Source organism: Nostoc sp., from assembly GCF_036916735.1.
Taxonomy (GTDB): Bacteria; Cyanobacteriota; Cyanobacteriia; order Cyanobacteriales; family Nostocaceae; genus Nostoc.
The window spans coordinates 1-24,022 of sequence record NZ_JBALFV010000052.1; the positions used below are offsets into that span (position 1 = coordinate 1).

Consider the following 24,022-nt stretch of genomic DNA (forward strand, 5'->3'; position numbering starts at 1 on the left):
AAACGGCTGCCCATTTCACTGTTACCGTGGTAGATGGATTATACGTATTTAATTATCTTTACACAGTTTGGTTTTTTCGCCCTGTTCTACTTATACTCTTTAGCAGAATACAATGTAAGTAACGATACCTCATTTGAGAGTGATTATATTCAAGGTAGATATGGCGCAATTCCATATATTGGAAATTTGAATCATCTAATCGACTCTCATGGCTAGAACAAAAGCAAACTCTCGTGGATATTCACCGAGAAAAGTTAATACTAGGGAAGTTAAGCAGAGATTCTTAATCGTATGTGAAGGAGCCAAAACCGAACCTAATTACTTTATGAGTTTTCGTGTTCCTAAAAATGTCGTTAAAATAGACGTGCAGGGTTTAGGAGAGAATCCCAGCAAACTAGTTCAAAGCGCCAAGGAACTGAATAAGCAAGAAGAGTACGATCAGGTTTGGTGTGTTTTTGATCGTAATTCTTGGACTATAGAAGATTTTAATAACGCTATTAAAAATGCTGAAGCTCAAGGGTTTCAAGTAGCTTATTCTAATGAAGCATTTGAATTATGGTATGTTCTGCATTTTGAATTTCTCAATACTGGTATTCCTCGAAGTGATTATTTGAAGAAGTTAACTTCTTTATCTGGTCGGACATATCAGAAAAATAGCGAAACGATTTATGATGAGCTATTTGATAAGCAAGCTATTGCTATTAAAAATGCTGAAAATCTTCTTAAACAATATGTTCCTCACACTCTAGCCAAAGATAATCCATCAACAACGGTGCATTTATTAGTGCAGGAACTCAACAAGTTTATTCTGTAAATAGACTCGGAGTAGCTGTTTCATGATGTCCATTTACCCTTGTAGTACTTAGCTCTATATATAGCGATAGCCTAATACTATTTCTTTGTGAGGCTGCGCCAAATTTTCTTTCTTCCTTTGTGTCCTTTGCGCCCTTTGCGGTTCGTTCCTTATATAATTTGGCGCATCTTTATACAGAATTGGTATAAACTTTACAGTGGCGAGACTTTATGTGTGCTAGTTTTGGGGAAGGCTGAGGTAGCTTTGTGACTTTTGTTCAAGAAAATTCCCGGCTTTTTTAAAAAGTCGGGAATCTGAATATTTAGATTTTCACTAGTACAGCACAGCGCAAATCCTCTTATTAAAGATATGCAAACTTCCGCCACAATGTACTAGGGAGTGTCAACTATTCCCTAATGAGGTACAGCCACTTGTGCATCGGCTACCTGGGTATTGTCAGCAACAATTTTGCGGAATGCATCACCTTCAATTGTTTCCTGTTCTACTAACAAATCTACTAAACGCTCCAAAACTATGCGGTTGAGTTGCAACAGTTCTATTGCTCTAATATAGGAATTGTTGACAATTTCGCGCACCTGTGAGTCAATTTTGGCGGCAATTTCCTCAGAATATTCTGATTTATTCATCCAGTCACGTCCCAAAAATACCTCTCCACTCTGATTTTCTAGTGACAATGGGCCTAATTCTGACATCCCGAAGCGTGTCACCATCTGCCGCGCCATTCCTGTAACTTGTTGCAGATCATTACCTGCACCTGTAGTCACTTCTGGCTTCCCAAAAACAATTTCCTCGGCGGCGCGACCACCCAAAGTAGCAGTAATTCTGGCTTTGAGTTGGGAACGGGAAATTAACCCCTGTTCTTCGTTGGGAGTAAACCAAGTTAATCCCAGTGCTTGTCCCCGTGGGATGAGTGTAACTTTTTGCACAGGGTCATGGTCTTTGAGAAATGTGCCAACTAAAGCATGTCCAACTTCATGATAGGCAATCAATCGCTTGCTCTTGCTGTCTACTAAGGCGGTACCTTCCATACCTGCAACGACTCTATCCACAGCAGCATCAATTTCTAAAAGGGTGACAGCTTCTTTGCGTCTCCTAGCCGTGAGAATGGCAGCTTCGTTGAGTAAGTTGGCTAAGTCTGCGCCAGTAAAACCAGGAGTGCGACGAGCGATCGCTTCTAATGATACGCTAGAATCAATTTTCTTATTGCGCGCGTGGACTTTCAAAATTTCCAGTCGCCCTTTGAGATCCGGTGCATCCACCATCACTTGTCTGTCAAAGCGTCCTGGTCTGAGCAACGCTGCATCTAAAACATCTGGGCGGTTAGTGGCAGCAATAATAATAATGCCTGTGTTACCTTCAAAACCATCCATTTCTGTGAGCAGTTGATTGAGGGTTTGTTCGCGCTCGTCGTTACCACCACCGATACCAGCACCTCGTTGTCTACCTACTGCGTCAATTTCATCGATAAATATTAGACAAGGGGCATTCTCTTTGGCTTTCTTGAAGAGGTCACGCACGCGAGATGCACCTACACCAACAAACATTTCCACAAATTCTGAACCAGAAATACTGAAGAATGGTACACCTGCTTCACCTGCGATCGCTTTAGCTAGTAAAGTTTTACCAGTACCTGGAGGGCCAATTAACAACACTCCTTTGGGAATACGTGCGCCTACAGCAGTAAACCTTTCCGGTTGTTTCAGGAAAGTAACAACTTCTTCGAGGTCTTCTTTAGCTTCTTCAACCCCGGCTACATCTTCAAATTTTACTCCAGTTTTTGCTTCCATTTGGAAGCGAGCTTTGGATTTACCAAAATTCATTGCTTGGCTAGAAGCATTAGTAGAGCGACGCAGGAACAATAGCATTAAAGCTGCCAGTGGTAAAATCCACATGAGATTGATCAATAGTCCAACAGCAGCTCGACTATTAGCTGAGGAAACTTCGCCAAAATCAACATTTTTATCTTTGAGGATGTTAATTAACTCTGTGTTTTGTGCCAGAAGTCTCACCTGTTGCGGTGGTGTATCAGCCTTTTGCCCTTTGAGATAAACCTTTGCTAGCTGTTCAGTTTCGTCAAGCTCTACTTTTTGGATTTCTCCCGCCTTCGCTTTCTTGATTAAATCGCCATAATTTAAAGAGGTGCTATCTGCCTTTTGTGCCAAGACGGGAGTACTCCCAAAAATTCCTGGTAACATAATCAAACTAGCTGCGATGCCTAAGGTAGTCACTGAGCGCAGCCGTTCGCGCAGCGTCTCGTAGAGAAGTGCAGGCTGCACCAACGCACTAACCCAAGCACCACGCTTTGACGACTGTCTTTTTATCAATGGTTTTTTTCCCAAATTTGTCATAATAATTACCCTTTATCTGCTGGCACAAGTTGAGCTATGGTTTTATGCCTATTCTTCTACCAAAAATTGTAATAACTGGAAATTACACTTTTCTTATCTAGTCTAACTTCCAGACTAAGTATTGGGGATTTGGGATTGGAGATTGGGTATTAGGGATTGGGTATTAGACATTAGGATTACAATAATTCTTTCCCAGTTTCCAGCCCCCAGCGATGCACTGAGTTTCGACTGCGCTCAACTACCGCTTGTGGTTGTGTCCCCAGCCCCCAGTACTCAATAGATATCAATTTGACACATCCCAGCACAAATCGCTAAGATAAACATAGTCATAACGATTCCGCTTTTTTAAGAAGTCTGGTAATAGTAGCTAGTTAATAGTTTGTGGGTTAATTATGGTGAGAATTGTTGGTATTGGTGGTAGTTTAAGACCCAACTCCTATACCCAGCTTGCTTTACAAATAGCAGTGCAAAGGGTTGAAGCTGTGGGTGCAGAGGTAGAAATTCTCGATTTACGACAGTTACAGCTACCGTTTTGTACTGCTGCAAAGGAGTATCCAGAGTATCCAGATGTTCAGCGCTTGCAAGATACCGTCAGCCGCGCCGATGGGTTAATTTTAGCGACACCTGAGTATCACGGTAGCGTTAGTGGTGTCCTGAAAAATGCCCTAGATTTGATGAGCTTTGACCAACTGTCTGATAAGGTGACAGGATTAATTAGTGTCTTGGGTGGTCAGTCTAATAGTAATGCTTTAAATGACCTACGGCTAATTGTCCGATGGGTGCATGGTTGGGTGATTCCAGAGCAAATTGCGATCGGACAAGCTTGGGGTGCTTTCAGTCCAGAAGGCAAGCTAGTAGATGAAAAACTTTCGCAAAGATTCGATCAATTTGCTCAGAGTTTAGTTGATAATACTCGCAAGCTGCGGGGTGTTGATTAGTTAAAGCTTTGCTACTCTACTAAAATTTAATGGTAGTCAGGACTTACGTAAACAATAGCCGAAACCCTTATTTTCATGTAGGAGCAATTCATGAATTGCTTCTGAGCGCGTTTACTTTTGCGTAAGTCCTAGTAGTAATGCTTTAAATCACCTACGGTTAATTGTCCGATGGGTGCATGGTTAGGCAATTCCCGAACAAATTGCGATCTGACAAGCTTGGAGTGGGTTCAGTCCTGAAGGCAAGCTGCTAGATAAAAAACTCTCTTAAAGATTTGCTCAGAGTTTAGTTGATTAGTTCTAGAGTCGGCAAGTTCGTAGTAAGGACTTTAGTCCTTATTTTTATTTTCTAATCACTAAAGTGCTTACTACAAACCCTTAAAACGAGCTTGACATACTACTAGATATTGATACTTTGTGGAATTTGGGAAGGTAGCAAGAACTTGTAAGGCATTATCCTTGTACGATTCTTCTGATGAATTTCTTGCTCAATTCCTTTTAGTTCATTTTGAAAAGTAAGCAGAGCCGAACTCAGTTGTGGCTTGGATTTAAAGTATGAGTTGGAGTAGTGCCCCAACTGGGTATAGTAGACCGAGCCAAGCAAATAAGTTAGCTTAAGTTGGGTTTTGGCTTGGTCTATAGGAGGTAACATACTCATCAAATCGCCTGGTTCGTCAGGATTTGTGGGTGCTGGGGAGTAACTGGCTAGAGGAAAAGCAGGTGCATAGGTCATGAGTTCGCTTTGCGGAAAATTAACCGCAGCATGTTGGGCGCTAGCAGTAAAAATGATTGTGGAAACAGCGTCAATTAAATAATCTAGTGTCTTAATTGTGCCTGAAGCATCTTCACCAAAATTCTGGAGGCGACCTCCTTGTTCGGAAATTAATTCCTTTGCCCAATTTTGTAAAGCTTGGTCTGCTAGTAGCTGTGACTCACTGGTATAGTAACTGCTCAAATAGGCACGCACCCATTTATGAATAGCATTCCAAATCAGTAGTCCGTCATCTCGATAAGGATATTCAGGTAGTTCAAAAGTATTATCAACACCGCGACTTGCTAAAATGTTGGGAAACATGGCATTGTTGAAATGATGCAAATAATCTTGAGCGCCCTCAACAGTTAGCTGGCGATCGCTTTCAATGGTACTAGCTAAAACTGCATCTACTTCACGACCATTGGCAATCAAGATTTTATGAGCGCCGTAATTGATTAATATAGTTCCCTCAAAATGAGGGTCGAGCAAAATTCTTAAATGGTGGTTTGCTGGTAATCGCCGCTTAGTAGCAATTACAAAAGGTTCGATAAATAAGTGAGTGCGACCAAGATGACTAATTAGCTCATGGTAGTTGCTATCCGCCATTTGCACAATGCTTTTAGCGATCGCCCAGTTATCACCATTTAGAGGTGTGAATACTGGATCTTCCGGCTGACACTGAATAGCCACTGGTACTAAAGACCGAGATGAGCCATCAGATGGTGGTACTGCAAATAATGCTAAAGGCGAATAGATATACTTCTGTTGTTTAGGAAAAGTTCCATTTTCCATGTTTTTTAACTTGGAATAATCAGCTTTATACAGCCGACCTTCTCTCTTTGCAGCTTCAAGAGAGTCCGACGTACCAACTATTTGCTGGTATTGTTCGTTAGTAATTTGTAAAGTTTCTTCTTGTTCTGATACCTTTTGAAGCATCAGTGGATTTGGGCCAGCAACCTGCATATAGGCAAAAACCAAATCCTCTTGAAACCTAGAGCTAATTTCTGGAAGAGGGATTTTTCTAAATAATTTATTATAATCTTCAAAATTTAGTCTATTTGCAGATTCTCCTATAGAAAACTCTACTTCTATAGACGAGGGTTGAGTGTTTTCTAATTCCAGCAATTTTGCATCAGAAGTAATGATTTTCTTAAAAGCAGAACTTAACAAATCTGTGATTGAATCTTCTACGTTAGATGACGCAGAAAAATCTACATTTCCTACATTTTCCTGAAAATAATGTAATTCAAATTCCTCATCAATAGCTATAATATGTCTATCAAACTCAGAGGTTTCTTCAATTTCAAACGATACCTCATTAGAGGGATTGACAGCAACAAAATTTTCGGTAATCTCTTGAGTAATTGATGCCAAATCAAAAGCAATTTTTTCTAACTCTTGATTACTTTCAGCATCTTGAATTTTTTGCTCGATATCTGCTAAAGCTTGGACTTTAGTGTTGAGGGACAAGTTATCGCTTTGGTCATCATCATCCAGTCCGTAAGACACGCTGCGATCAAATAAATTTGAAAAGCTACTGACAGTATCATTTACCAAAATCAGTGTTAGTTTTTGAGTTACTGAAAGTACCCATTTTAAATTAGGTAACTCTTGAACTGGGAGTTGTACTTTAATGACTGGCAATGGTAGAGCGCCTGTTATAGCTAGAGGCGGAATATAATTATAATTATATTCATATTGCATATATTGCAACGATGCTTTACTAAATTTTACTAATTTATATAAAAGCACTAAAAGACTTTGTATATCTGATTTTGTTAGTCCTGAAGAAGAAGATATGAGATGAGAAGCTATGGACATATTGACTCCTGTTTTTTGGTAACTATTTAACTGCTATGTCAACACAAATTGGCTAAAAAAGGCAGTTTTACTAATTGCTAATAAAGGTTATGCTCACCTTTTCAATAATCCAATTAACCATAGCACAACATATTAAAAATTAGGAAAAAATAAATATTAAAAAGTTGTTTAATCAAATGATAAAAAATTAAATATTTAAAATTAGTGTTTATATTAAAAATAGCTTCCTTTACTGACAAAAATTTGGTATTTTATAATAATATTTTAAAATACCAAATTGATATTTGTAGTTGCAACTATTATTTTTATTCATAGTGGCTATAAATTTAAAGGTAAAATCGTTTTGATAATTGCAATATCTATGAGGTAAATAACCACTATAAAAAATTACAATAGACAATTTTATTGGTTGAACCTAGCAAATTATTTATTAGTAGCAATGCGATCGCATTTATCCAAATGACTCTCTTGTATACCACCCGAATTAAATGTGGAAGAGTTGATTAATTTAAAATTTTTCAAAATAAAATAGACGTTATTATCAAAACTATTAATAGTAGCAATATTAGGTATATTTTTACTGTAGGCATCCCACAATTGATGATAAATAATAAAGTCAAGTAGGTTGCCAACTACAATAACTCCTACAGAATTAGTTGTTTTTACCGTTTTCTGTTCTGGTTTTTCAGTTAACCACTTCTTTTGAGCGTTATCGCAGTCATCTTCCATCTCAAATCTAGACTGAATATAATAAACTCCTGCTTTTTTGGGTGCAGTTAGGGTGAAACTTTTGTTTCCCTGTTTATCTCCAGTTTCGATTACTTCGTTCATTATACAAGCTGTTTGATCTTTGTCTTGAATACCTACTACAATTTGGTGTTTTGCACCTTGTAGATCAGGTTGTTTTTCTATAACGAAAAAGTATTTATATTCTGTAGTTCCTTGAATCTTTTGCCCAGGAGACGCAAATACAATATTGGGCTTCTGTCTCAAAGTCAGTAGTATTGTTCCTATTACCGTTGCCGCAGATGTGCCGAACAGTAAGATGACTGCGAAGATAGCGAACCTGAGTCTCAATATTCTCCTTCTACGCGCTTTTTCATCCCTATGTTGGCGATCGCGAAATTCTACACAAGCATCTACATATCCAGCCTCTAAGTGGTTCAGAAAGCTGGTTTGTTTCGCTAATACCTGAGCATCTTCTAACCTTCCACCGCGATGTGCCAAATAGTTCTCGTCTTTGTGCTGCTTTTCCCACTCCAAAGCTGCTTGACGAATAGTTTCGCGTAGTTGTAAGTTAATCTGGTTATCATCTAACCACTTAAGCAATCGGGGCCAATAGCGGATTAAGGCTTCATGAGCTACTTCCACCTCTTCACGATTTGTAGATCCGTCTACACTCGTAACTACCAATCGCGCTCCTTCGCCAGCCAACCGCCGCACCAACTGCTTAGTATTTGCTAAATCGCCACCCGTAGGTACTAGTTCGTCTAACCAAACTCGCCGTCTTGTATCCCGACGTTTCTCTCCCTGGAGAGCGCTTTCATCCAAGCGGGTTAAGCGGATGAAGATATTCTTAACTTGGTCTTGTTCTGAGGGTGACAAACTATTGTAGACATCATCGGCAGTTTGAGCGATCGCCATATTTACACCACCAATCGCTTCATACTCCACACAGCGCAACCATCTACCATGTCGCCGCTTCCACATCTCTAACAATGCATGTTGCAACAGTGGCATGGCTCCTGGCTCACCTTGAACATCATCAAGAATCGAGTTGCTTAATCCTGGTTCAAAGCGCAAACCCACTTGGGCAGCTTGCATTTCCATTGCCTTCCGTAATTCTGCCGCATCCATTGGGCCAATTAGTTTTTGCCTTGCTTCCATCAAATCTTTCAGGTTGCGGTAGGTAGCACACTCGCCCCAAAAGTCTGCCCGCATGGTAATCACGACTTTTTGATATGGAATCAGACTGAGCAATTTTTCGATGAAAGTCACCCTTACAGTTTCATCAGTACAGAGGGTAAACAGTTCTTCAAATTGGTCGATTACTAATATTGAAGATTGGCCTTGCACCGGAGAGAGAGTAGTTTGTAGTTGTTCAATAGGGTTACTGCTTGGTGTCATGTATGCTGTAACTACACCAGGTTGCAACTGTTCTAGCATCGGGATCAATCCGGCTAACACTACCGATGACTTACCACTGCCAGAAGCGCCTAACACAGCTAAAAAGTTATGTTCATTCAGCTTTTGTTGCAGTTGGACAATCAGTTGTTCTCGCCCAAAGAAAAACTCGCGGTCTTCTACGCGGAAAGGATACAAACCCCGGAAGGGACAACGAGAATCATAGATGGGTGGTTGCTGACCCAATGCCAAAGCATGAAAGTTGAGGTCAAGTATTTCCTCACAGAAGTTGTTAATCTCTTCTAAAACCTCCGATCGCTCTTGGAGGGCTGGTTTGCTCAAAGCTGTAACATCCGCCCCTAGTGTGTTTTCTAACTGCTGTGCTAGTTCTGTAAACCTTTTTTTTAGGATAGGCGATCGCTCTGGTAGCAACTGTACAAGGCGCTCTAGACCATATTGAATTTCGGCGTTGGTTAATTCTCTGTCAAGCTGATCGCTAAATAAAGGTCGTCCCCCTAAACGGCTAAACAGCGCCGGTACAGTAACGTCACCACGTTCTGCTAGAAAGGCTGTAGCTTCATGTAATGCTGAGTCCACCTCCCCCGACTCTCTAAGTTGGAAGTAAAATTTCTCTGCTAATATCTGAGCCGTCTTGATAGTAACCTTCTCAGTCATCGCCACCACCGCAGGCATACCCAAATCCCGCACTAAGCGCTGTCCTAATCCTCCTAATCCGGCTTCTGCATCTGGGCTAGCGCTCTCACAAGTACAGAGAAAAGTAAAATGGGGTAGTCCTCTAGCTCCCCGTAACGTACGCACTCTTTCCAGTAATCTTGTTGCTGTCACCACCTCGACTGTATTATCAGCTTTTGACCAGTAGAGGAGAGTTTCGCCATCATCAAGCACCCTACCGTGGCTGACAAAGTGCAACATTGTATACTGCTTTGTCCGGTCAGTTAGTTGAGCGCAAAGTTCGTCTAGAGTCGGTAAACCAATGGCATTATCAACTGTTGCTAACACATCAGTAGGGATATCTCCCAAGGCTAACCGGACACTTTTGACCGTAGCTTCAACATCAAAAGTATCCAATTTATACTTTTGGGAATCCCAAGGACTTGCCACCAAGACCAACGCCCGCAAGTCTCGCCGCCCAATGGCAGGAAAGAGTCGATCAGTAATGGCAGGAATGTAGAAGCAAAAAGGCACTCGTTGGTTGAGGGCTAACATCTGCCAGTCGCCATCAATGGGAGCGCATAACCTTTCCCAGCGTAAGGTTCTGAGTTCTTTGTCTGGGGCTTCAATAAATAGCAATACCCGCAGTGTTTCTTTATTCTGACTCAGTGCCCTAATAAATCCATCCCGCACTTCGTCTCGTAACAGTGCTTTGCCTAATAATGTCCCGTAATCCTGTACTTGTCCCAGAAGACTGGTTAAATGCTGGAAATCTTCAGCAGTTAGGCAGAGATTACCTTCCGATCGCAACGGTAGGAGGACACCTGGTTGACTGTGTTCTACTACAATTGGCCAGTTGTCTCCTGATTTGCGTTGGATGGTAATCTCAAAGGTGTTCATTGGTTTTGATTGAGGAATGGAGAGTAGAAAGTGGGGGGAGTGCCAGGGCGAACGCACGGTATTTCTGAAACCCTTGCTGAACAAGGATATTGACGAAAAAATAGGCTAAATTTAAAAACGCCAAAACCCTTGCTATTAAAGGATTCTTATACTTTAGATGCGTTTGCCCTGGGGGGAGTGCGGGGAGCAGGGGAAGCAGGAGAAGAATAACTATTAATTATTGACCAATGACCAATACTTCGGCAACTCTTGGAGACGCTACACGTTAGCGGAGCTTTCCCTTTAGCGATACGCTCAGTACAAGTGCCCAATACCCCATGCCCAATTATTTCAATTTTTTCAAGGTATCAACTAGATTCACTACGGCTGAGAGTGCTGCCTGAAGTTTTTCCGTGCGATCAACAGAAGCTTGCTCAACTGTGTTGATAAACTTTTCTAGGGCTTGGGTTAAGTTTGCCTGGGCTTGCCCAATTGCTGATGTATCAGATGCTTGGGATGTTGCAGGGGCGGCGGGTAAATTCACTGATGAGATAACAGAGCGATCATTGCTTGTGTGATTGTCACCTACAACTAATTTAACTGCGGGGTCACCAATAATGGCATAACTACGAGCATCATTATTTGCCGTCCACATACCAGATAAATTCATCGGATCGCTGAGCGCACCATATTTAATTTCTTCTAATTCTGTACTCAAATCAGACGAAAGTTCAGCATAGCGCTCGTTGAAATACTCAACAGCTGACCCTATAGGATGACCATCTAGCAATCGCTTTAAGGTACTTTGAAAAACTGCCAATTGCTTACCAGTTTTTTCCCAAACGAAAGAGCAACCCCAAGCTCGTTCCACATGACCGATGACAGCCAAAGCACCGCCGTTGGGGTGGCTTAGAAGCCTGCGGGGTAGAGGTGCAATAAAGGCATTAGGAGCGATCGCTGGCCTTTCATTGGAGCCTTTTCTATGGGCAAACTCATCAAATTTAGGTGTCCCAGCACCATAACAAGCAAAATGAAAGGCAATTAGCCCTAGTAATTTAGCATCATCACCAACATCGTCCGCAGAGAAGTAAAATTCTTCAGGAATTGGTTTACTCCACTTATCTTTGCCGGGCCAGTCCTGACAGAGTAAAGCGCCCTGATGGCGTAGTTGCCGCTCATTTCCATTTGGAAAGCCCATACCATGACTAGCGGTGAACAGCAAAGCGGGTGTTTCTTCACCTCCTAACAGTTTCCCTAACCGCGCCTTGGTGGCTTCTTCTGCAAGTAAGGTTTGTACTGTCCAACTATTGTCTTTATGCTCATCAAGCATCCAATCAGCTAGGGGTCGAATCAAGTTGTCAGCACTCAGTTCAGTGGCTGCATCACCCTTTGTACGTACTCCAAAAAAGCTAGCGCGACGAGGTAGGTTTAAATTAGTAGTTTCAGCCTGTACAACACTGCGAGCATACTGAGCATATTCTTGGGGGGTATCAAAGTAAATCCGACCCACCGCATATTGCACATCAAGTTGGTACTGAAAACGATAAGGAATGGTTTCTGGATCGCCAACAATTAACAGATAATAAGGCATTTTATCTGGGTCAGCAGGGCCTGGTCCAACTCCATGACGCGACAAAAATTGATTTTTTGATTCCCCTGGACGATAACCTTTAGGGCCAGTGTATTCTTTATAATAGTTCTCGTGATTTTTCGAGGCTTGTTTTTGCCGATGTTCTAACAGTTCCTTCAGTGCTTCTTTGATTGCTGGGTCGGCATTAAAAGCGAAGATAACTCCCCAACCTGTCTGTGCAAGGTCTTTAGGATCTACTCCCTCTATTGGGGCAAAGTCGGGTTCTAGACCTTTAACATGCAGATCCTTTTTTTTGAGTTCGCTGATTTCTATGGGGTCAAAGTCTTCGCCCTGAGCAATCTTAGAAAGCTGCTCAGGTGTCAATGGAGACAACAAATACTCTCCTGATGCACCGTCAATTCCATTGAAATATAGCTCTCGTGTCAGCTGTTCTATGCTCATTTTACCTAATCCTTGTATTTGGAATTCATTGAACAAAGCAAAAGTAAAAAGTAAAAGAAATGGTTGTGAACCGCCTAAATTTATTGATGGATAAAAAAGGCGATCGCTTAAAATTTCCTAATTTTTATTACAGAGATTCTCTTTTTACTTTTTACCTTTTAAGACACTGTTTCATTAACTAGCAAGGGCTGCCGACCATAGAGCATGAGCTACTTCAGCTTTGTCAATAGCATTGTGAGCGCCCATGAAAAGGTCTAAGAGACTAGGAGGAACAATGATATATTTACTACTTTCCAAGTTGTAAATTTTACCAGGTTCAAAGTTGTAGGCTTCTTGCAGGGGTAGCATACCTTTTGGCTGATTAATAATTTCCAAACCATCACCTTGAATTCCATAACAACCAATGCCACCGACACCAGGATATGTTTTCTCACTATCAGGGTCAAAGTCTATATCTTGCCCTCCAAATATTCCTAGTGTTCCCGCCATAGGATAAGCATTTTTGACAGCTTTATCATGCTCGGATTGGGTAGTAACAATCGGCCCTATAACTTTGCGATCGCTAATAATAGAGCGGAAGTAGCCAGGAATATTTTTTCTATGAGGGACATTTGAGCAAAAAGACCAGAGTGATAAAGCGCCTTGTATTAAGACAAGAGAATTAACTGGACGGATTAATGTGTTATTTTTGGTACCTGCTACGGTAGCTGAAACAAAAATACATCCAAAACTGTGCCCCATCAAATGAAATCGCACAGTATTATCTGTCACCTGTTGAAGTCTGTTTAACAAATTTAAGCCGCTAGTTTGACCAATTTTCCGAGCACGGTCTTTCATTTTCCAGAAAGATAACAATCTCGGAATGTTCAAAAATGCATCTCCGGCTGATTTCAGACTATCCCCAATTCCGAAGCTGACATCTTCGTTTTCTTCTATCAGGGTAGCTTCATATACACTTTCAGGATCTAAATTTAATGATTCGTTTTCGCTCCACGCATCTGCATCTTCTGCTTCACTACTCAAAGATGCTTCCTTAATCAAAACCTCATAAGCTTCACGCACCTCTGATGGTAATGTGTCAGGTGCAAAGTCATATTCTCCCGCCGCAGCGAAAATTGTTCTGAGTGCTTCTCTACTAGTTTCAGTATCAGCTATCCGTTGAGCATACTGTTCAACTAATTCTTCCTGAGAATCATCTGTCGTGTCAAAAGACACAATTGTTTTGTCTGGCGATACTGCATTTAGGTCTTCATCTCCCCAAGGCTTACTAGGCCAATGTAGACCAATCAACAAGGGGTTAAATCCTGATCGCACCTGTTGCATTTTTTCAATATCAGCCTGGTTTTTAGCCATAGCTGCAATCCATCTGTCATATTGGTCTTTTGCCGCCGGAATGTCACCTTGCCATCCGTGGCTCATCAAAAAGACATCTGTGATTGGTTTGTCAGATTTTTTGGCGCTGGATAAGATTTCTAATACCTTTTGGCTAATTAGCTCTCCATTGTTTTCGCGTTCTTTGCCATTAGCATCAAAAGCGATTAGATAGTAATTCAAAGAAGTTCCGATTTTGGTTTCAATTAGCATCCGTAAATCCTTGTGACTCAGGGTTTGATTTCTATGTATGATGCTAAGTTCGGAGAAAAACAGTGTATTGATTCCACAAAAATTCTGGCTGTTCGATAACAGCACGCCAACTTTTTTGCCTAAAAGTAGACTTAGGCAAATACTTCACCAACAACTTCTTTTGGATACACTGTGATGCAGCGAACTTCTGGCGCGTTTCCCACTCTCTTTATTTTTATGTAGGTTACACCTGTATTTTGGGATTCGCAGATGATTAATGATTCATGTCATGGCTTTAAGAGAGTTTGGGGCATCTTTACACAGAACTGGTGTATGATAATTAACGCCTAAAGCAGCTAAAAATTGTTTCTGTTTTAGATCAGTCAAGAGGTTGAGTTAGCGGATAAGCCTGCCAATTAGTAGCTGGTTCATCATTAAGAACTTGTGGATGCTCATTTAGCTTCCTGGCTTGCGATCGCTTAACACGTAGTCAAGTCGATATCATTGGGTACACGATAACTTGATAAAGTCTAAATATCCTGGGTAATAATACTGAGTCTGCTGGGAATTTTACTTAAGAATGATTAAAAAAAAATAATTTTATCTGCATACTGAGGGTTAAAGAGAAATTTAACTGTAAGTAAGATATAAAAAATCCCACGCCTTGAAGCGTGGGAGTCTCAATATAATTCGTAGTTGTAATCAGTGCTTGCTTTACCCCTCTTAATTACGAATTACGTAAAGCCTGCGGCATAGCTTTGCTTAGAGCGAAGCGGGGCGCAGCTCATTACGAATTAGTAATTATTGAGCAAAGCTTTGCCCACGTTACTCAACTTAATGATGGTGGTGATGATGGTGATCCCCAGCCAGTTGAGGATTAACTGCCAAAGCTTGCTCTGACAACAACTCTGCAATATGAGCATCAGCCCATTGGGCCGCCATTGCCATAAATTCTGGATGATCGTTAACACAAGCCATTTGCACGTAGTTCGTACCAGGATGCTGTTTCTCTAAAGCATGGATGATATGGTGTACATCCAATAAAGTTTCGTGGTTTTCTGTAGCAAAGCCAATTGGCATAAAAATTACCACTTTTGCACCCAGTTGAATCAGGTTATTTGCCGCTTGCTCTGCATTTGGCTGTGTCCAATCAATTAGGGGTGTGTCATGGTTGAGCCAACCCACTGAGATTAAAGGATAACGATTAATCAACTTATCCCGAACTAAATCGTACATTGCTTCACTTTCGGCAATCCCAGAAGTAAAGCCTTTAGCTTTGTGAGGACAGCCGTGATTCATTAACACAATACCGATTTGAGAAGGTAGATAAGCTGTGGTTAACTCAGCAATTTTCTCCTCAACCAGATGAGCCATCAAATCGATGTAAGCTGGTTCGTTGAAGAAAGAAGGAATATAACGCTGTGCTTTAACCCAGTGTTCTCCACCATCAGTCAACTCAACCAGAGCATTGTTAACTTGCTCGATCGCAATGCCACTGGTAAAGATAGAATCAACAACTAGCAGTGGGTAAATCAGCAGCTTCTCAAAGCCTTGGTTTTTGATTTCTGCTAAAACTTGATTAGGTAGAAAAGGGGCGCAGAAGTTGAAAGCCTTGAAAACTTGAACCTTATCGCCCCATTTTTCTTGTAAATTCTTCTCGATTCCAGCCCTCTGCTGTTCAAAGATAGCATTGTGTGGGGAGATAAAATCGTGGTGTGTGTGTCCCCACTCGTGGCGGTCAAATAGCGCCAAAAGTTTTGCCAGAGGCGGATAAATCCAGTTTGGTACTGGTGCAAATTTTGCTGTCAGTAGATTTAAAGCCTGTTCGTTATAGTTAGCGAAATCCTCGTAGCTTTCGACTTCGCCATAGCCCATAAGCAGTACGGCTACACGGTCTTTACCTGATAGATGCTCGTGGGTGTGTTGTACTTTTTCCGGCGTGGCAACCACAATGAGTTCCTCAATATAACCAGCGTGCAGAGAGATATGAAGTTGGGGAATACCTTAAATATTTCCCCTACTAGTAAAATAGTATCCCATCCAGGGGGATAGGATAGGTGGGAAAATCAAGATAATACATCAAAAGACATATAAAATTTACGAGTAAAAAAATCAAAAGTTGTGTAAAAGATGTATATAATTATTTGCCCTGGAATTCATGAGCCAGAGTTAACTCAAAGCTTTAAAATAGGATTGTTAGATTTAGTTTCTAATAGCGCGATCGCAGACAATCCCCCAAATATACTGGTTTATCCGGGTAAAAATGTTTTGGTTTTATCAGCCTTGCACATTGTGCAGTTTTTGCGCGTTAGCGTAGCTCACCGCAGGTATCGCTTGACTGGCTCTTTAAAATCACCAATTATATTCATTAGTTTTAGTGCTGGCGTAGTTGGGGCAATAGGGGCAGCACATTTGTGGCAACTCTTAGGTGGTCGTGTCAAAGCGTTTATTGCTATAGATGGATGGGGAGTACCACTACAGGGTAATTTCCCTATTCACCGGATGAGTCATGATTATTTCACCCATTGGAGTTCTTCTTTGCTAGGTTGTGGGGAAACTAACTTTTATGCAGAGCCAGCAGTTGATCATTTGTCCATTTGGAAATCTCCTCAAACTGTACAAGGCTGCTGGGTAGATTCATCCATTGAAATTTATCCACCTAAAGGTCGTCTGACAGCAACTGAATTTTTGCTTATGCTGTTAAAGCACTATGAAGCAAATTAATCCGGACAATGGAGTAAGTAAAGAGGAGTTAGGAGTGAGGAGTTAAGAGTTAGGAGTTAGCGTTTATTCTCCTCTCTGCCCCATGCCCAATGCCCAATGCTCTATCCCCATCTACCCAAATAAAGTATCTAAATGTTTCCAACTGAACCGGCTGCTGTTAATAACGGGTTTGGCGCACTGCTAAAAAACCGTGGTTTTATGCTCCTGTGGATTGGACAACTCCTGTCCCAGTTAGCAGATAAGGTCTTCTTTGTTTTGCTGATTGCTCTGCTGGAGAACTACTCACCGCTTCCTGGCTTGGCACAAAACTCCATGTACTCAACCTTGATGCTGTCGTTTACAATACCAGCAATTTTGTTTGGATCTGCTGGTGGCATCTTTGTTGACCGCTTGCCAAAAAAGCTAATTATGGTCGGCTCAGATGTCGTGCGGGGAATATTGACGCTGTGTCTTCCCTTGTTACCACGACATTTCTTGATTTTGTTAATCCTGACTTTTGCCATTTCCACAGTGACGCAATTTTTTGCACCAGCTGAACAAGCAGCTATTCCCTTATTGGTGAAGCGAGAAAATTTGTTGGCAGCCAATGCGCTGTTTAGCAGCACGATGATGGGAGCTTTAATTGTTGGCTTTGCTATAGGAGAGCCGATTTTGAGTTTGGCAAAAAGCTTGATAGGAGAAGAATACGGTCAAGAGGTTGTGGTTGGTGGATTATACATATTATCGGCTCTGATCATGCAGCCAATTAAGTTTAAAGAACCCAAACTCTCAAAGGAACATCAGGTATCAAATCACCCTTGGGTTGAATTCACCGAAAGCCTGCGTTATCTCAAGAAAAACCCTTTGATCTTAAACGCCATGCTGCAACTGACAACTTTATATTGCGTGTTTGCAGCCTTAACGGTGCTGACGATTCGATTAGCCCAGGAGTTTGGTCTAAAAGAAAAACAGTTTGGCTTTTTCTTGGCAGCAGCAGGGGTGGGTATGGTATTTGGTGCAGCAATTTTAGGTAACTGGGGTGAGAAATTACATCGCAAGCCTCTACCTTTAATTGGGTTTTTGATGATGGCACTAGTTTTAGGAGTGTTCACTTTTACACACAACTTATTACTGGCGCTAGGACTCTGTGCATTTTTGGGTATAGGTGCTGCCTTAATTGGTGTCCCTATGCAAACTTTGATTCAACAGCAAACACCACCTACCATGCACGGTAAAGTATTTGGCTTTCAAAATCATGCTGTCAACATTGCTTTAGCGTTACCTCTGGCGATTACTGGGCCCTTAACTGATGCTCTCGGCTTGCGAATTGTGCTTATAGCAATGAGTATTGTTGTTGTAGTTGTCGGTATTTGGGCTTGGCAAAATACCCGCAAAGTCTTGCAAGATGTTATTTAATTAATGTAGGCTAATAATCTAGCTTTATATTTAATATAAAAATTAATCAGATTTTGATTGAAGTTTTCAATTAAAATGAAGTCTTAAATACAGAATTCAACATTAACTTTAGCTATAGTCTGAGGTTTGACCGTGCGTTTACAAAGTGTCTCCGCAGGAGAATTGCTTTCCCAAATCAGTCTCCCACAAACAGAGAATCACAAACAGTCTCGTGCTTCTAGCCCCCCAGTCGTGCCCAAACGTGCATCTGGCGGTTTTGCTCTGCTTGATAGCCTTCATCGCCACGGCGTTGATTATATTTTCGGTTATCCTGGTGGGGCAATTCTACCAATTTACGACGACCTGTATAAGGTGGAAGCAACTGGTGCTATTAAGCACATTCTCGTAAGACACGAACAAGGCGCAGCCCATGCCGCCGATGGTTACGCCCGTGCAACTGGAAAAGTGGGAGTATGCTTTGGCACTTCTGGCCCAGGAGCAACCAACTTGGTAACCGGGATCGCCACCGCCTACATGGATTCAATCCCGATGATTGTAGTCACAGGACAGGTAGCACGTCCGTCGATTGGTACAGATGCGTTTCAAGAAACCGATATTTACGGGATCACGCTACCGATCGTCAAGCACTCGTATGTAGTGCGTGACCCCAAAGATATGGCGCGAATTGTCGCCGAAGCCTTCCACATCGCTAGCAGTGGGCGTCCGGGGCCAGTTTTGATTGATGTCCCCAAAGATGTAGCTTTAGAAGAATTTGACTATGTGCCTGTAAAACCAGGTTCAGTGAAGTTACGCGGTTATCGTCCCACAGTGAAGGGAAATCCCCGACAAATTAATGCCGCGATCCAGTTGATTACTGAAAGTCGCCGTCCTCTCTTGTATGTCGGAGGTGGTGCGATCGCAGCTAGTGCCCATGAAGAAATCAAACAACTAGCTGAATTATTTGATATCCCTGTCACCACAACCTTAATGGGGATCGGTGCATTTGACGAACATCATCCCCTAGCTTTGGGAATGTTGGGGATGCACGGCACTGCTTACGCTAACTTTGCCGTTAGTGATTGTGACTTGCTCATTTGCGTCGGCGCTAGATTTGATGATCGCGTGACAGGCAAGTTAGACGAATTCGCCTCCCGCGCTAAAGTAATTCACATCGACATCGATCCGGCAGAAGTCGGCAAAAACCGCGTTCCGGAAGTACCTATCGTCGGCGATGTGCGGAACGTGTTAGTAGACTTATTGCGTCGCTGCAAAGAAACAGGCATTAAGGCTACCCCTAATCAAAACCAAGAGTGGTTAAATTTAGTTAACCGTTGGCGCGAAGAGTATCCTCTAATAGTGCCGCAGCATCCCGACAGCATTTCACCCCAAGAAGTGATTGTAGAAGTTAGTCGCCAAGCACCCCAGGCTTTCTACACCACAGATGTCGGACAGCATCAAATGTGGGCAGCACAATTCTTGAAGAATGGGCCAAGACGCTGGATTTCTAGCGCTGGTTTGGGAACGATGGGTTTTGGCTTACCTGCCGCAATGGGCGCGAAAGTAGCGTTTCCTGATGAAGAAGTCATTTGTATTAGTGGTGATGCTAGTTTCCAAATGTGTTTGCAGGAACTTGGTACATTAGCACAGTATGGAATAAATGTCAAGACAATAATTATCAATAACGGCTGGCAAGGGATGGTGCGCCAGTGGCAGCAAGCCTTCTATGGTGAGCGTTACTCATGCTCCAACATGGAAGTAGGGATGCCAGACGTAGAGTTATTGGCAAAAGCTTATGGCATTAAAGGCATGGTAATTAGCGATCGCAGTGAATTAAAAGATGCGATCGCCGAGATGCTGGCACACAAAGGCCCGGTGATATTGAATGTCCACGTCACCAGAGACGAAAACTGCTATCCAATGGTAGCCCCAGGTAAGAGCAACGCTCAAATGGTCGGTTTGCAAAAGCAACCGCCGAAAGCGGCAGCAGAACCAGTGTATTGTAGTCACTGCAATGCTAAAAATGCTCCTACGCACAACTTCTGTGCTGAGTGTGGGACAAAATTGTAAGGCTTTTTGATAATTCAGACCAGATACAAAATGTCGGGGCAATTCATGAATTGCCCCTACGGTAGATCAAGGCTTTCACTGTCTTTTTGGATAAGTTCATTATTTTAACAATTATTCAGTTATCAGTTAAAAAATGCAACTCAACTGGGAGCGTGGTAACTGTTCATTGTCCCCTGATAACTGATTTAAATCCTCGAAAGAGTTACCGTAATAACTGATAAATGTTGACTGTTCACTGATTTAATCTTCTTGATTAGGTTGAGATAAAGAGATATTTCTTAAGTAATTGACTAAATCACAGCGATCGCCTCGCCTTTTTCACTCCTTTGCAATTGAAGCCACAAACGCTTATTTGCTAAGATTTTCAGTGCGACAACATTGAAACAGGGCACTTCTCATCACCATGCCAATATCTACAATTGATGATAAAGACGCAGCAGCTATCCAAGCAGCCAGAGTTGGGGTTGCGATATGCGATCGTACTGCCTGGGGACGCATCAAAGTATCTGGCGATGATCGCCTCAATTTCTTACACAACCAAAGTACTAACAATTTCCAAATACTCAAGCCTGGACTAGGTTGTGATACAGTTTTTGTCACTTCTACAGCCAGGACGATTGATTTAGCAACCGCCTACGTTAGAGAAGATGCAGTAATCCTGCTAGTTTCACCCAACCGCCGCCAATATCTTATGGAATGGCTGGATAAATATATTTTCTATGCCGATAAGGTGGAATTATCTGATATTACACAATACACCAACACCTTCAGCCTCATTGGCCCAGGAAGCGACGCTGTTTTAGAAAAGTTGGGTATTGGCGAACTCATCGGGCAACCTTACGGAAGTCACAAAGTATACACCATTGCTCAGGCTGAAGGGGTACGGATTGCTGTGGGTAGTGGGTTAGCGGCTTCCGGATACACCTTTACTTTCCCTTATACTGACAAAGCAATAGTGTGGAATAAATTATTAGAAGCTGGGGCGATAGAGATGAGCGATCGCGCCTGGGATGCTTTGCGAATTTTACAAGGTCGTCCTGCCCCAGATGCGGAACTCACAGATGATTATAATCCTCTGGAGGTTGGTTTGTGGCAAACAATTTCTTTTAATAAAGGTTGCTATATTGGGCAAGAAACTATTGCTCGGTTAAACACATACAAAGGTGTAAAACAACACCTTTTGGGTATCCGCCTCAGTGCCCCTGCGTCAGTTGGAAGTGTGATCGCAGTTGGAGATGAAAAGGTCGGCAAACTTACCAGTTATACAGAAACGGCTGATGGTTACTTTGGATTAGGTTACATTCGTACTAAAGCTGGTGGTGTAGGCTTAAAAGTCCAAGTGGGAGAAACTGAGGGTGAAGTCATAGAAGTCCCGTTTGTTTCTCACGATTACCCATAAATAATTTAAGTCAAAACATCTTCTTTATTCTTAGCGCCGTAACAAAATTCATCTACCCAAGAAGCTATACTACGAGCGTTTGTGGTTGGTAAATTTACTTTGCTTTTAAGATATTGTGGTTGAATATTTGGTTGTTTGCTATTACTTTTGACTTCAGTATTAATTGCTAGCGATCGCACTGGTTTGCGGTTACTACAAATATCAATGGTAGTTGCCAGCAATGCGCCTAAAGGGATTCGGACAGATGGCGATATCTGACGACAAGCTGCTTCTTTACGAGACGCTTTGCGAATGCAGGTAGGCACTGTTTTATCGCTGCTCTTAACCTCGGTAGCTAATGCCACAGATGCCATAGTTTTAGCTTTGCTCTTAACTTCAGTGGTCATTGTCGGCGATGCTCCTGAAGGGAAGCGTTCAAGAGGCGATGTCTGATCACAAGCTGTAAAGCAGCTACTTACTGGTTCATATTCAGTTAGTAAACCAGAGGATGGCATTTTCTCCTGAGTATTTGGAGCAACTTTAGTAGTAAATGCAACTACTAACTCAGGTTCGCGTGTGGGAACTACCTCAGTGGTAGCTGTAAATGATGGCACAATTTTCTCGATGCCTGGCAAATTGGAGTCTAGAGTCTTGACAAGAGAATCAGGCGCAGTGTTACTGGCAGTTACAGCCGATGACAGATATTTATCCTCAGAATGCTTCTCATCTGGCGACTCGCTTTCAACTTGGCTTATAGCCATAGAATGGTCTAATTTTATTAAACGTAACTCTTCATCAGGATTAAAGTTAAGACCTAAAGCGGCGACTATTTTATCTGGATCGTTATTCAGATCCAGCATAAGAGCAAGTATTTCATCAAACTGGGGTTCTAAAACCGAGAGTGTTGCTAAAATAAAACCGGATAAAGGACGGCGCAGACCATTGTAAGTGCCCCAAATTCGTATTTTGACCAGCCACGAAATATTTTGCTCGTAGTAACTCAGCCACTTTTGTTTTAAGGATTGACGCAGCTGTTGGATATTCATTGGATGCCTCACTTCAGTCAACAATATTGCAGACATTGATATTGTTAATTAATTTGATTTCTGGGGATGAAACCGATAATAGAGCATCTGTTGAACTATTTGACCACCTAGCAAATGATTTTCTATCAGTAGAGATACTTCATCGGGTTGAACACCGCTATACCAAACCATATCAGGTAATACCAGCACCATCGGCCCATTGCCGCATTGTCCCAAACAGCTGCTAGCCGTTACCGTTACACCAGGGATTGGCAAAGCTGTAAAAGCTGCTAAAACCTTAACTGCACCTTGCTTTTTGCAAGTGCGATTTTGACAAACTCGCACACATTTAGGAGAAGAGGGTTGGTCTATTGTGGGGAAGTTTGATGGTTGAGTTATATTTGACATTTGTCCTTTGTTGTTTGTTCTTTGTCATTTGTCCTTTGTCAAAAGTCGGAAGCTAATGACTAATGACTAATCTATTGAAAGTCCTTTTGAGGCTAGCCATTCAGGGTTAAATATCCGCGACTGATAGCGAGAACCACTATCACATAAGATAGTGACAATGGTATGTCCTGGACCCAACTGCTTCGCTATGGCAACAGCTGCGCCAACATTTATACCCGTTGAACCGCCCATTAACAGCCCATCTTTCCTTAGCAGTTGATAAACTACCCGTAAAGCTTCTTGGTCATCGATTTGAATAGCATCATCAGCAGGTGCGCCTTCCATATTGGCTGTGACACGACCGTTACCAATGCCTTCGGTGATAGAATTTCCTTCTATATTGATTTCGCCAGTTTTGACATAGCTATAAAGTCCACTACCCAAAGGATCGGCAACAACGCATTTAATTGCCGGATTTTGTTCTTTCAAGTACAACGCCACACCAGCATAAGTACCACCAGTACCAGTTGCAGTTGTCCATGCATCTATTTTACCATCTGTCTGCATCCAAATTTCTGGCCCTGTGGTTTCGTAGTGGGCGCGACGGTTGGCTAAGTTATCAAACTGATTCGCCCAAATAGCGTTTTCCAACTCAGCAGCAACTCTGCCAGATAGTTTGACATAGTTGTTTGGGTCTTTGTAGGGTACAGCAGGGACGCGACGAACTTCTGCGCCTAGTGCTGTTAGTGCATCTATTTTTTCTTGTGACTGAGTATCGGGAATAATAATTAGGCATTTGTAGCCTTTGGCGTTGCAAATATGCGCCAATCCAATGCCAGTATTACCAGCAGTTCCTTCTACAACTGTGCCACCGGGTTTGAGTAAACCTTTCTCTTCTGCATCTTCGATGATATAAAGTGCGGCGCGGTCTTTGACGGAACCGCCAGGATTGAGAAATTCAGCTTTAGCGAGGATTTCACATCCTGTTTCTTCACTGAAACTATTTAAGCGAATTAGGGGTGTGTTGCCAACAGCACCGACGAAGCCATTCTTAATATCCATTTTGGCTATACCTGTGTGAGTATCTATAAAAATTTTGGCTTATAGCAGTGGCATAATTTACAA

At 42.0% G+C, this 24,022-nt stretch carries 15 protein-coding genes; 6 read left to right on the plus strand and 9 right to left on the minus strand.

What is annotated here, in order from left to right; all coding sequences use genetic code 11:
* Positions 1–208: 208 nt before the first annotated feature.
* Entirely contained in the window at positions 209–814 is a 606-nt protein-coding gene (locus V7L20_RS12610) for an RloB family protein (protein WP_334744404.1), read from the plus strand.
* Between the two features lie 392 nt (positions 815–1,206).
* On the opposite strand, the gene ftsH is transcribed toward V7L20_RS12610, so the two are convergent.
* Positions 1,207–3,162, minus strand: coding sequence for an ATP-dependent zinc metalloprotease FtsH (ftsH, locus tag V7L20_RS12615; protein WP_334744405.1), 1,956 nt, complete (start codon positions 3,160–3,162; stop codon positions 1,207–1,209).
* A gap of 392 nt (positions 3,163–3,554) precedes the next feature.
* Between ftsH and V7L20_RS12620 the strand changes: the two genes are divergently transcribed.
* A complete protein-coding gene (locus V7L20_RS12620) occupies positions 3,555–4,100 on the plus strand; it encodes an NADPH-dependent FMN reductase (protein ID WP_334744406.1) in 546 nt (181 codons plus the stop codon).
* 397 nt (positions 4,101–4,497) lie between these two features.
* Here the strand turns inward: V7L20_RS12620 and V7L20_RS12630 are convergent, their stop codons facing one another.
* From V7L20_RS12630 to V7L20_RS12650, 5 genes are all read right to left on the minus strand, one after another.
* Positions 4,498–6,672 (minus strand): lipoxygenase family protein, encoded by a 2,175-nt coding sequence (locus V7L20_RS12630; protein ID WP_334744407.1) that lies wholly within the window; start codon positions 6,670–6,672, stop codon positions 4,498–4,500.
* Positions 6,673–7,095: 423 nt separating this feature from the next.
* Positions 7,096–10,368 carry an nSTAND1 domain-containing NTPase gene (locus V7L20_RS12635; protein ID WP_334744408.1) on the minus strand — a complete coding sequence of 1,091 codons (3,273 nt, stop codon included), beginning with the start codon at positions 10,366–10,368 and terminating at the stop codon, positions 7,096–7,098.
* 325 nt (positions 10,369–10,693) lie between these two features.
* Positions 10,694–12,379, minus strand: coding sequence for a hypothetical protein (locus V7L20_RS12640; protein ID WP_334744409.1), 1,686 nt, complete (start codon positions 12,377–12,379; stop codon positions 10,694–10,696).
* Positions 12,380–12,553: 174 nt separating this feature from the next.
* A complete protein-coding gene (locus V7L20_RS12645; protein ID WP_334744410.1) occupies positions 12,554–13,963 on the minus strand; it encodes a hypothetical protein in 1,410 nt (469 codons plus the stop codon).
* Positions 13,964–14,776: 813 nt separating this feature from the next.
* Positions 14,777–15,892 carry a ferrochelatase gene (locus V7L20_RS12650; RefSeq protein ID WP_334744411.1) on the minus strand — a complete coding sequence of 372 codons (1,116 nt, stop codon included), beginning with the start codon at positions 15,890–15,892 and terminating at the stop codon, positions 14,777–14,779.
* A 180-nt stretch (positions 15,893–16,072) separates the two neighbouring features.
* Between V7L20_RS12650 and V7L20_RS12655 the strand changes: the two genes are divergently transcribed.
* The 4 genes from V7L20_RS12655 to ygfZ all read left to right on the plus strand — a co-directional run bounded on the left by V7L20_RS12655 (position 16,073) and on the right by ygfZ (position 21,506).
* Entirely contained in the window at positions 16,073–16,666 is a 594-nt protein-coding gene (locus V7L20_RS12655; protein WP_334744412.1) for a hypothetical protein, read from the plus strand.
* Positions 16,667–16,798: 132 nt separating this feature from the next.
* Positions 16,799–18,061 (plus strand): MFS transporter, encoded by a 1,263-nt coding sequence (locus V7L20_RS12660; protein ID WP_334744413.1) that lies wholly within the window; start codon positions 16,799–16,801, stop codon positions 18,059–18,061.
* Between the two features lie 132 nt (positions 18,062–18,193).
* Positions 18,194–20,107: a biosynthetic-type acetolactate synthase large subunit gene (ilvB, locus tag V7L20_RS12665; protein ID WP_334744414.1), complete on the plus strand. Its 1,914-nt coding sequence runs from the start codon at positions 18,194–18,196 to the stop codon at positions 20,105–20,107.
* Between the two features lie 403 nt (positions 20,108–20,510).
* A complete protein-coding gene (gene ygfZ / locus V7L20_RS12670; RefSeq protein WP_334744415.1) occupies positions 20,511–21,506 on the plus strand; it encodes a CAF17-like 4Fe-4S cluster assembly/insertion protein YgfZ in 996 nt (331 codons plus the stop codon).
* A gap of 5 nt (positions 21,507–21,511) precedes the next feature.
* Here the strand turns inward: ygfZ and V7L20_RS12675 are convergent, their stop codons facing one another.
* The 3 genes from V7L20_RS12675 to V7L20_RS12685 form a co-directional block, all read right to left on the minus strand.
* Positions 21,512–22,531 carry a DUF5331 domain-containing protein gene (locus tag V7L20_RS12675; protein ID WP_334744416.1) on the minus strand — a complete coding sequence of 340 codons (1,020 nt, stop codon included), beginning with the start codon at positions 22,529–22,531 and terminating at the stop codon, positions 21,512–21,514.
* 48 nt (positions 22,532–22,579) lie between these two features.
* Positions 22,580–22,918 (minus strand): (2Fe-2S) ferredoxin domain-containing protein, encoded by a 339-nt coding sequence (locus tag V7L20_RS12680; RefSeq protein ID WP_334744417.1) that lies wholly within the window; start codon positions 22,916–22,918, stop codon positions 22,580–22,582.
* Positions 22,919–22,984: 66 nt separating this feature from the next.
* Positions 22,985–23,959, minus strand: coding sequence for a cysteine synthase A (locus V7L20_RS12685; protein ID WP_334744418.1), 975 nt, complete (start codon positions 23,957–23,959; stop codon positions 22,985–22,987).
* Between the last annotated feature and the right edge of the window lie 63 nt (positions 23,960–24,022).

Excerpts from the sequence above, each read along its gene's own strand:
- ygfZ (WP_334744415.1), top strand. The coding sequence starts at position 20,511 with ATGCCAATATCTACAATTGATGATAAAGACGCAGCAGCTATCCAAGCA.
- V7L20_RS12635 (WP_334744408.1), bottom strand. The coding sequence starts at position 10,368 with ATGAACACCTTTGAGATTACCATCCAACGCAAATCAGGAGACAACTGG.
- V7L20_RS12640 (WP_334744409.1), bottom strand. The coding sequence starts at position 12,379 with ATGAGCATAGAACAGCTGACACGAGAGCTATATTTCAATGGAATTGAC.
- V7L20_RS12610 (WP_334744404.1), top strand. The coding sequence starts at position 209 with ATGGCTAGAACAAAAGCAAACTCTCGTGGATATTCACCGAGAAAAGTT.
- ftsH (WP_334744405.1), bottom strand. The coding sequence starts at position 3,162 with ATGACAAATTTGGGAAAAAAACCATTGATAAAAAGACAGTCGTCAAAG.
- V7L20_RS12630 (WP_334744407.1), bottom strand. The coding sequence starts at position 6,672 with ATGTCCATAGCTTCTCATCTCATATCTTCTTCTTCAGGACTAACAAAA.
- V7L20_RS12620 (WP_334744406.1), top strand. The coding sequence starts at position 3,555 with ATGGTGAGAATTGTTGGTATTGGTGGTAGTTTAAGACCCAACTCCTAT.
- V7L20_RS12645 (WP_334744410.1), bottom strand. The coding sequence starts at position 13,963 with ATGCTAATTGAAACCAAAATCGGAACTTCTTTGAATTACTATCTAATC.
- V7L20_RS12685 (WP_334744418.1), bottom strand. The coding sequence starts at position 23,959 with ATGGATATTAAGAATGGCTTCGTCGGTGCTGTTGGCAACACACCCCTA.
- V7L20_RS12680 (WP_334744417.1), bottom strand. The coding sequence starts at position 22,918 with ATGTCAAATATAACTCAACCATCAAACTTCCCCACAATAGACCAACCC.
- V7L20_RS12675 (WP_334744416.1), bottom strand. The coding sequence starts at position 22,531 with ATGAATATCCAACAGCTGCGTCAATCCTTAAAACAAAAGTGGCTGAGT.
- V7L20_RS12660 (WP_334744413.1), top strand. The coding sequence starts at position 16,799 with ATGTTTCCAACTGAACCGGCTGCTGTTAATAACGGGTTTGGCGCACTG.
- V7L20_RS12655 (WP_334744412.1), top strand. The coding sequence starts at position 16,073 with ATGTATATAATTATTTGCCCTGGAATTCATGAGCCAGAGTTAACTCAA.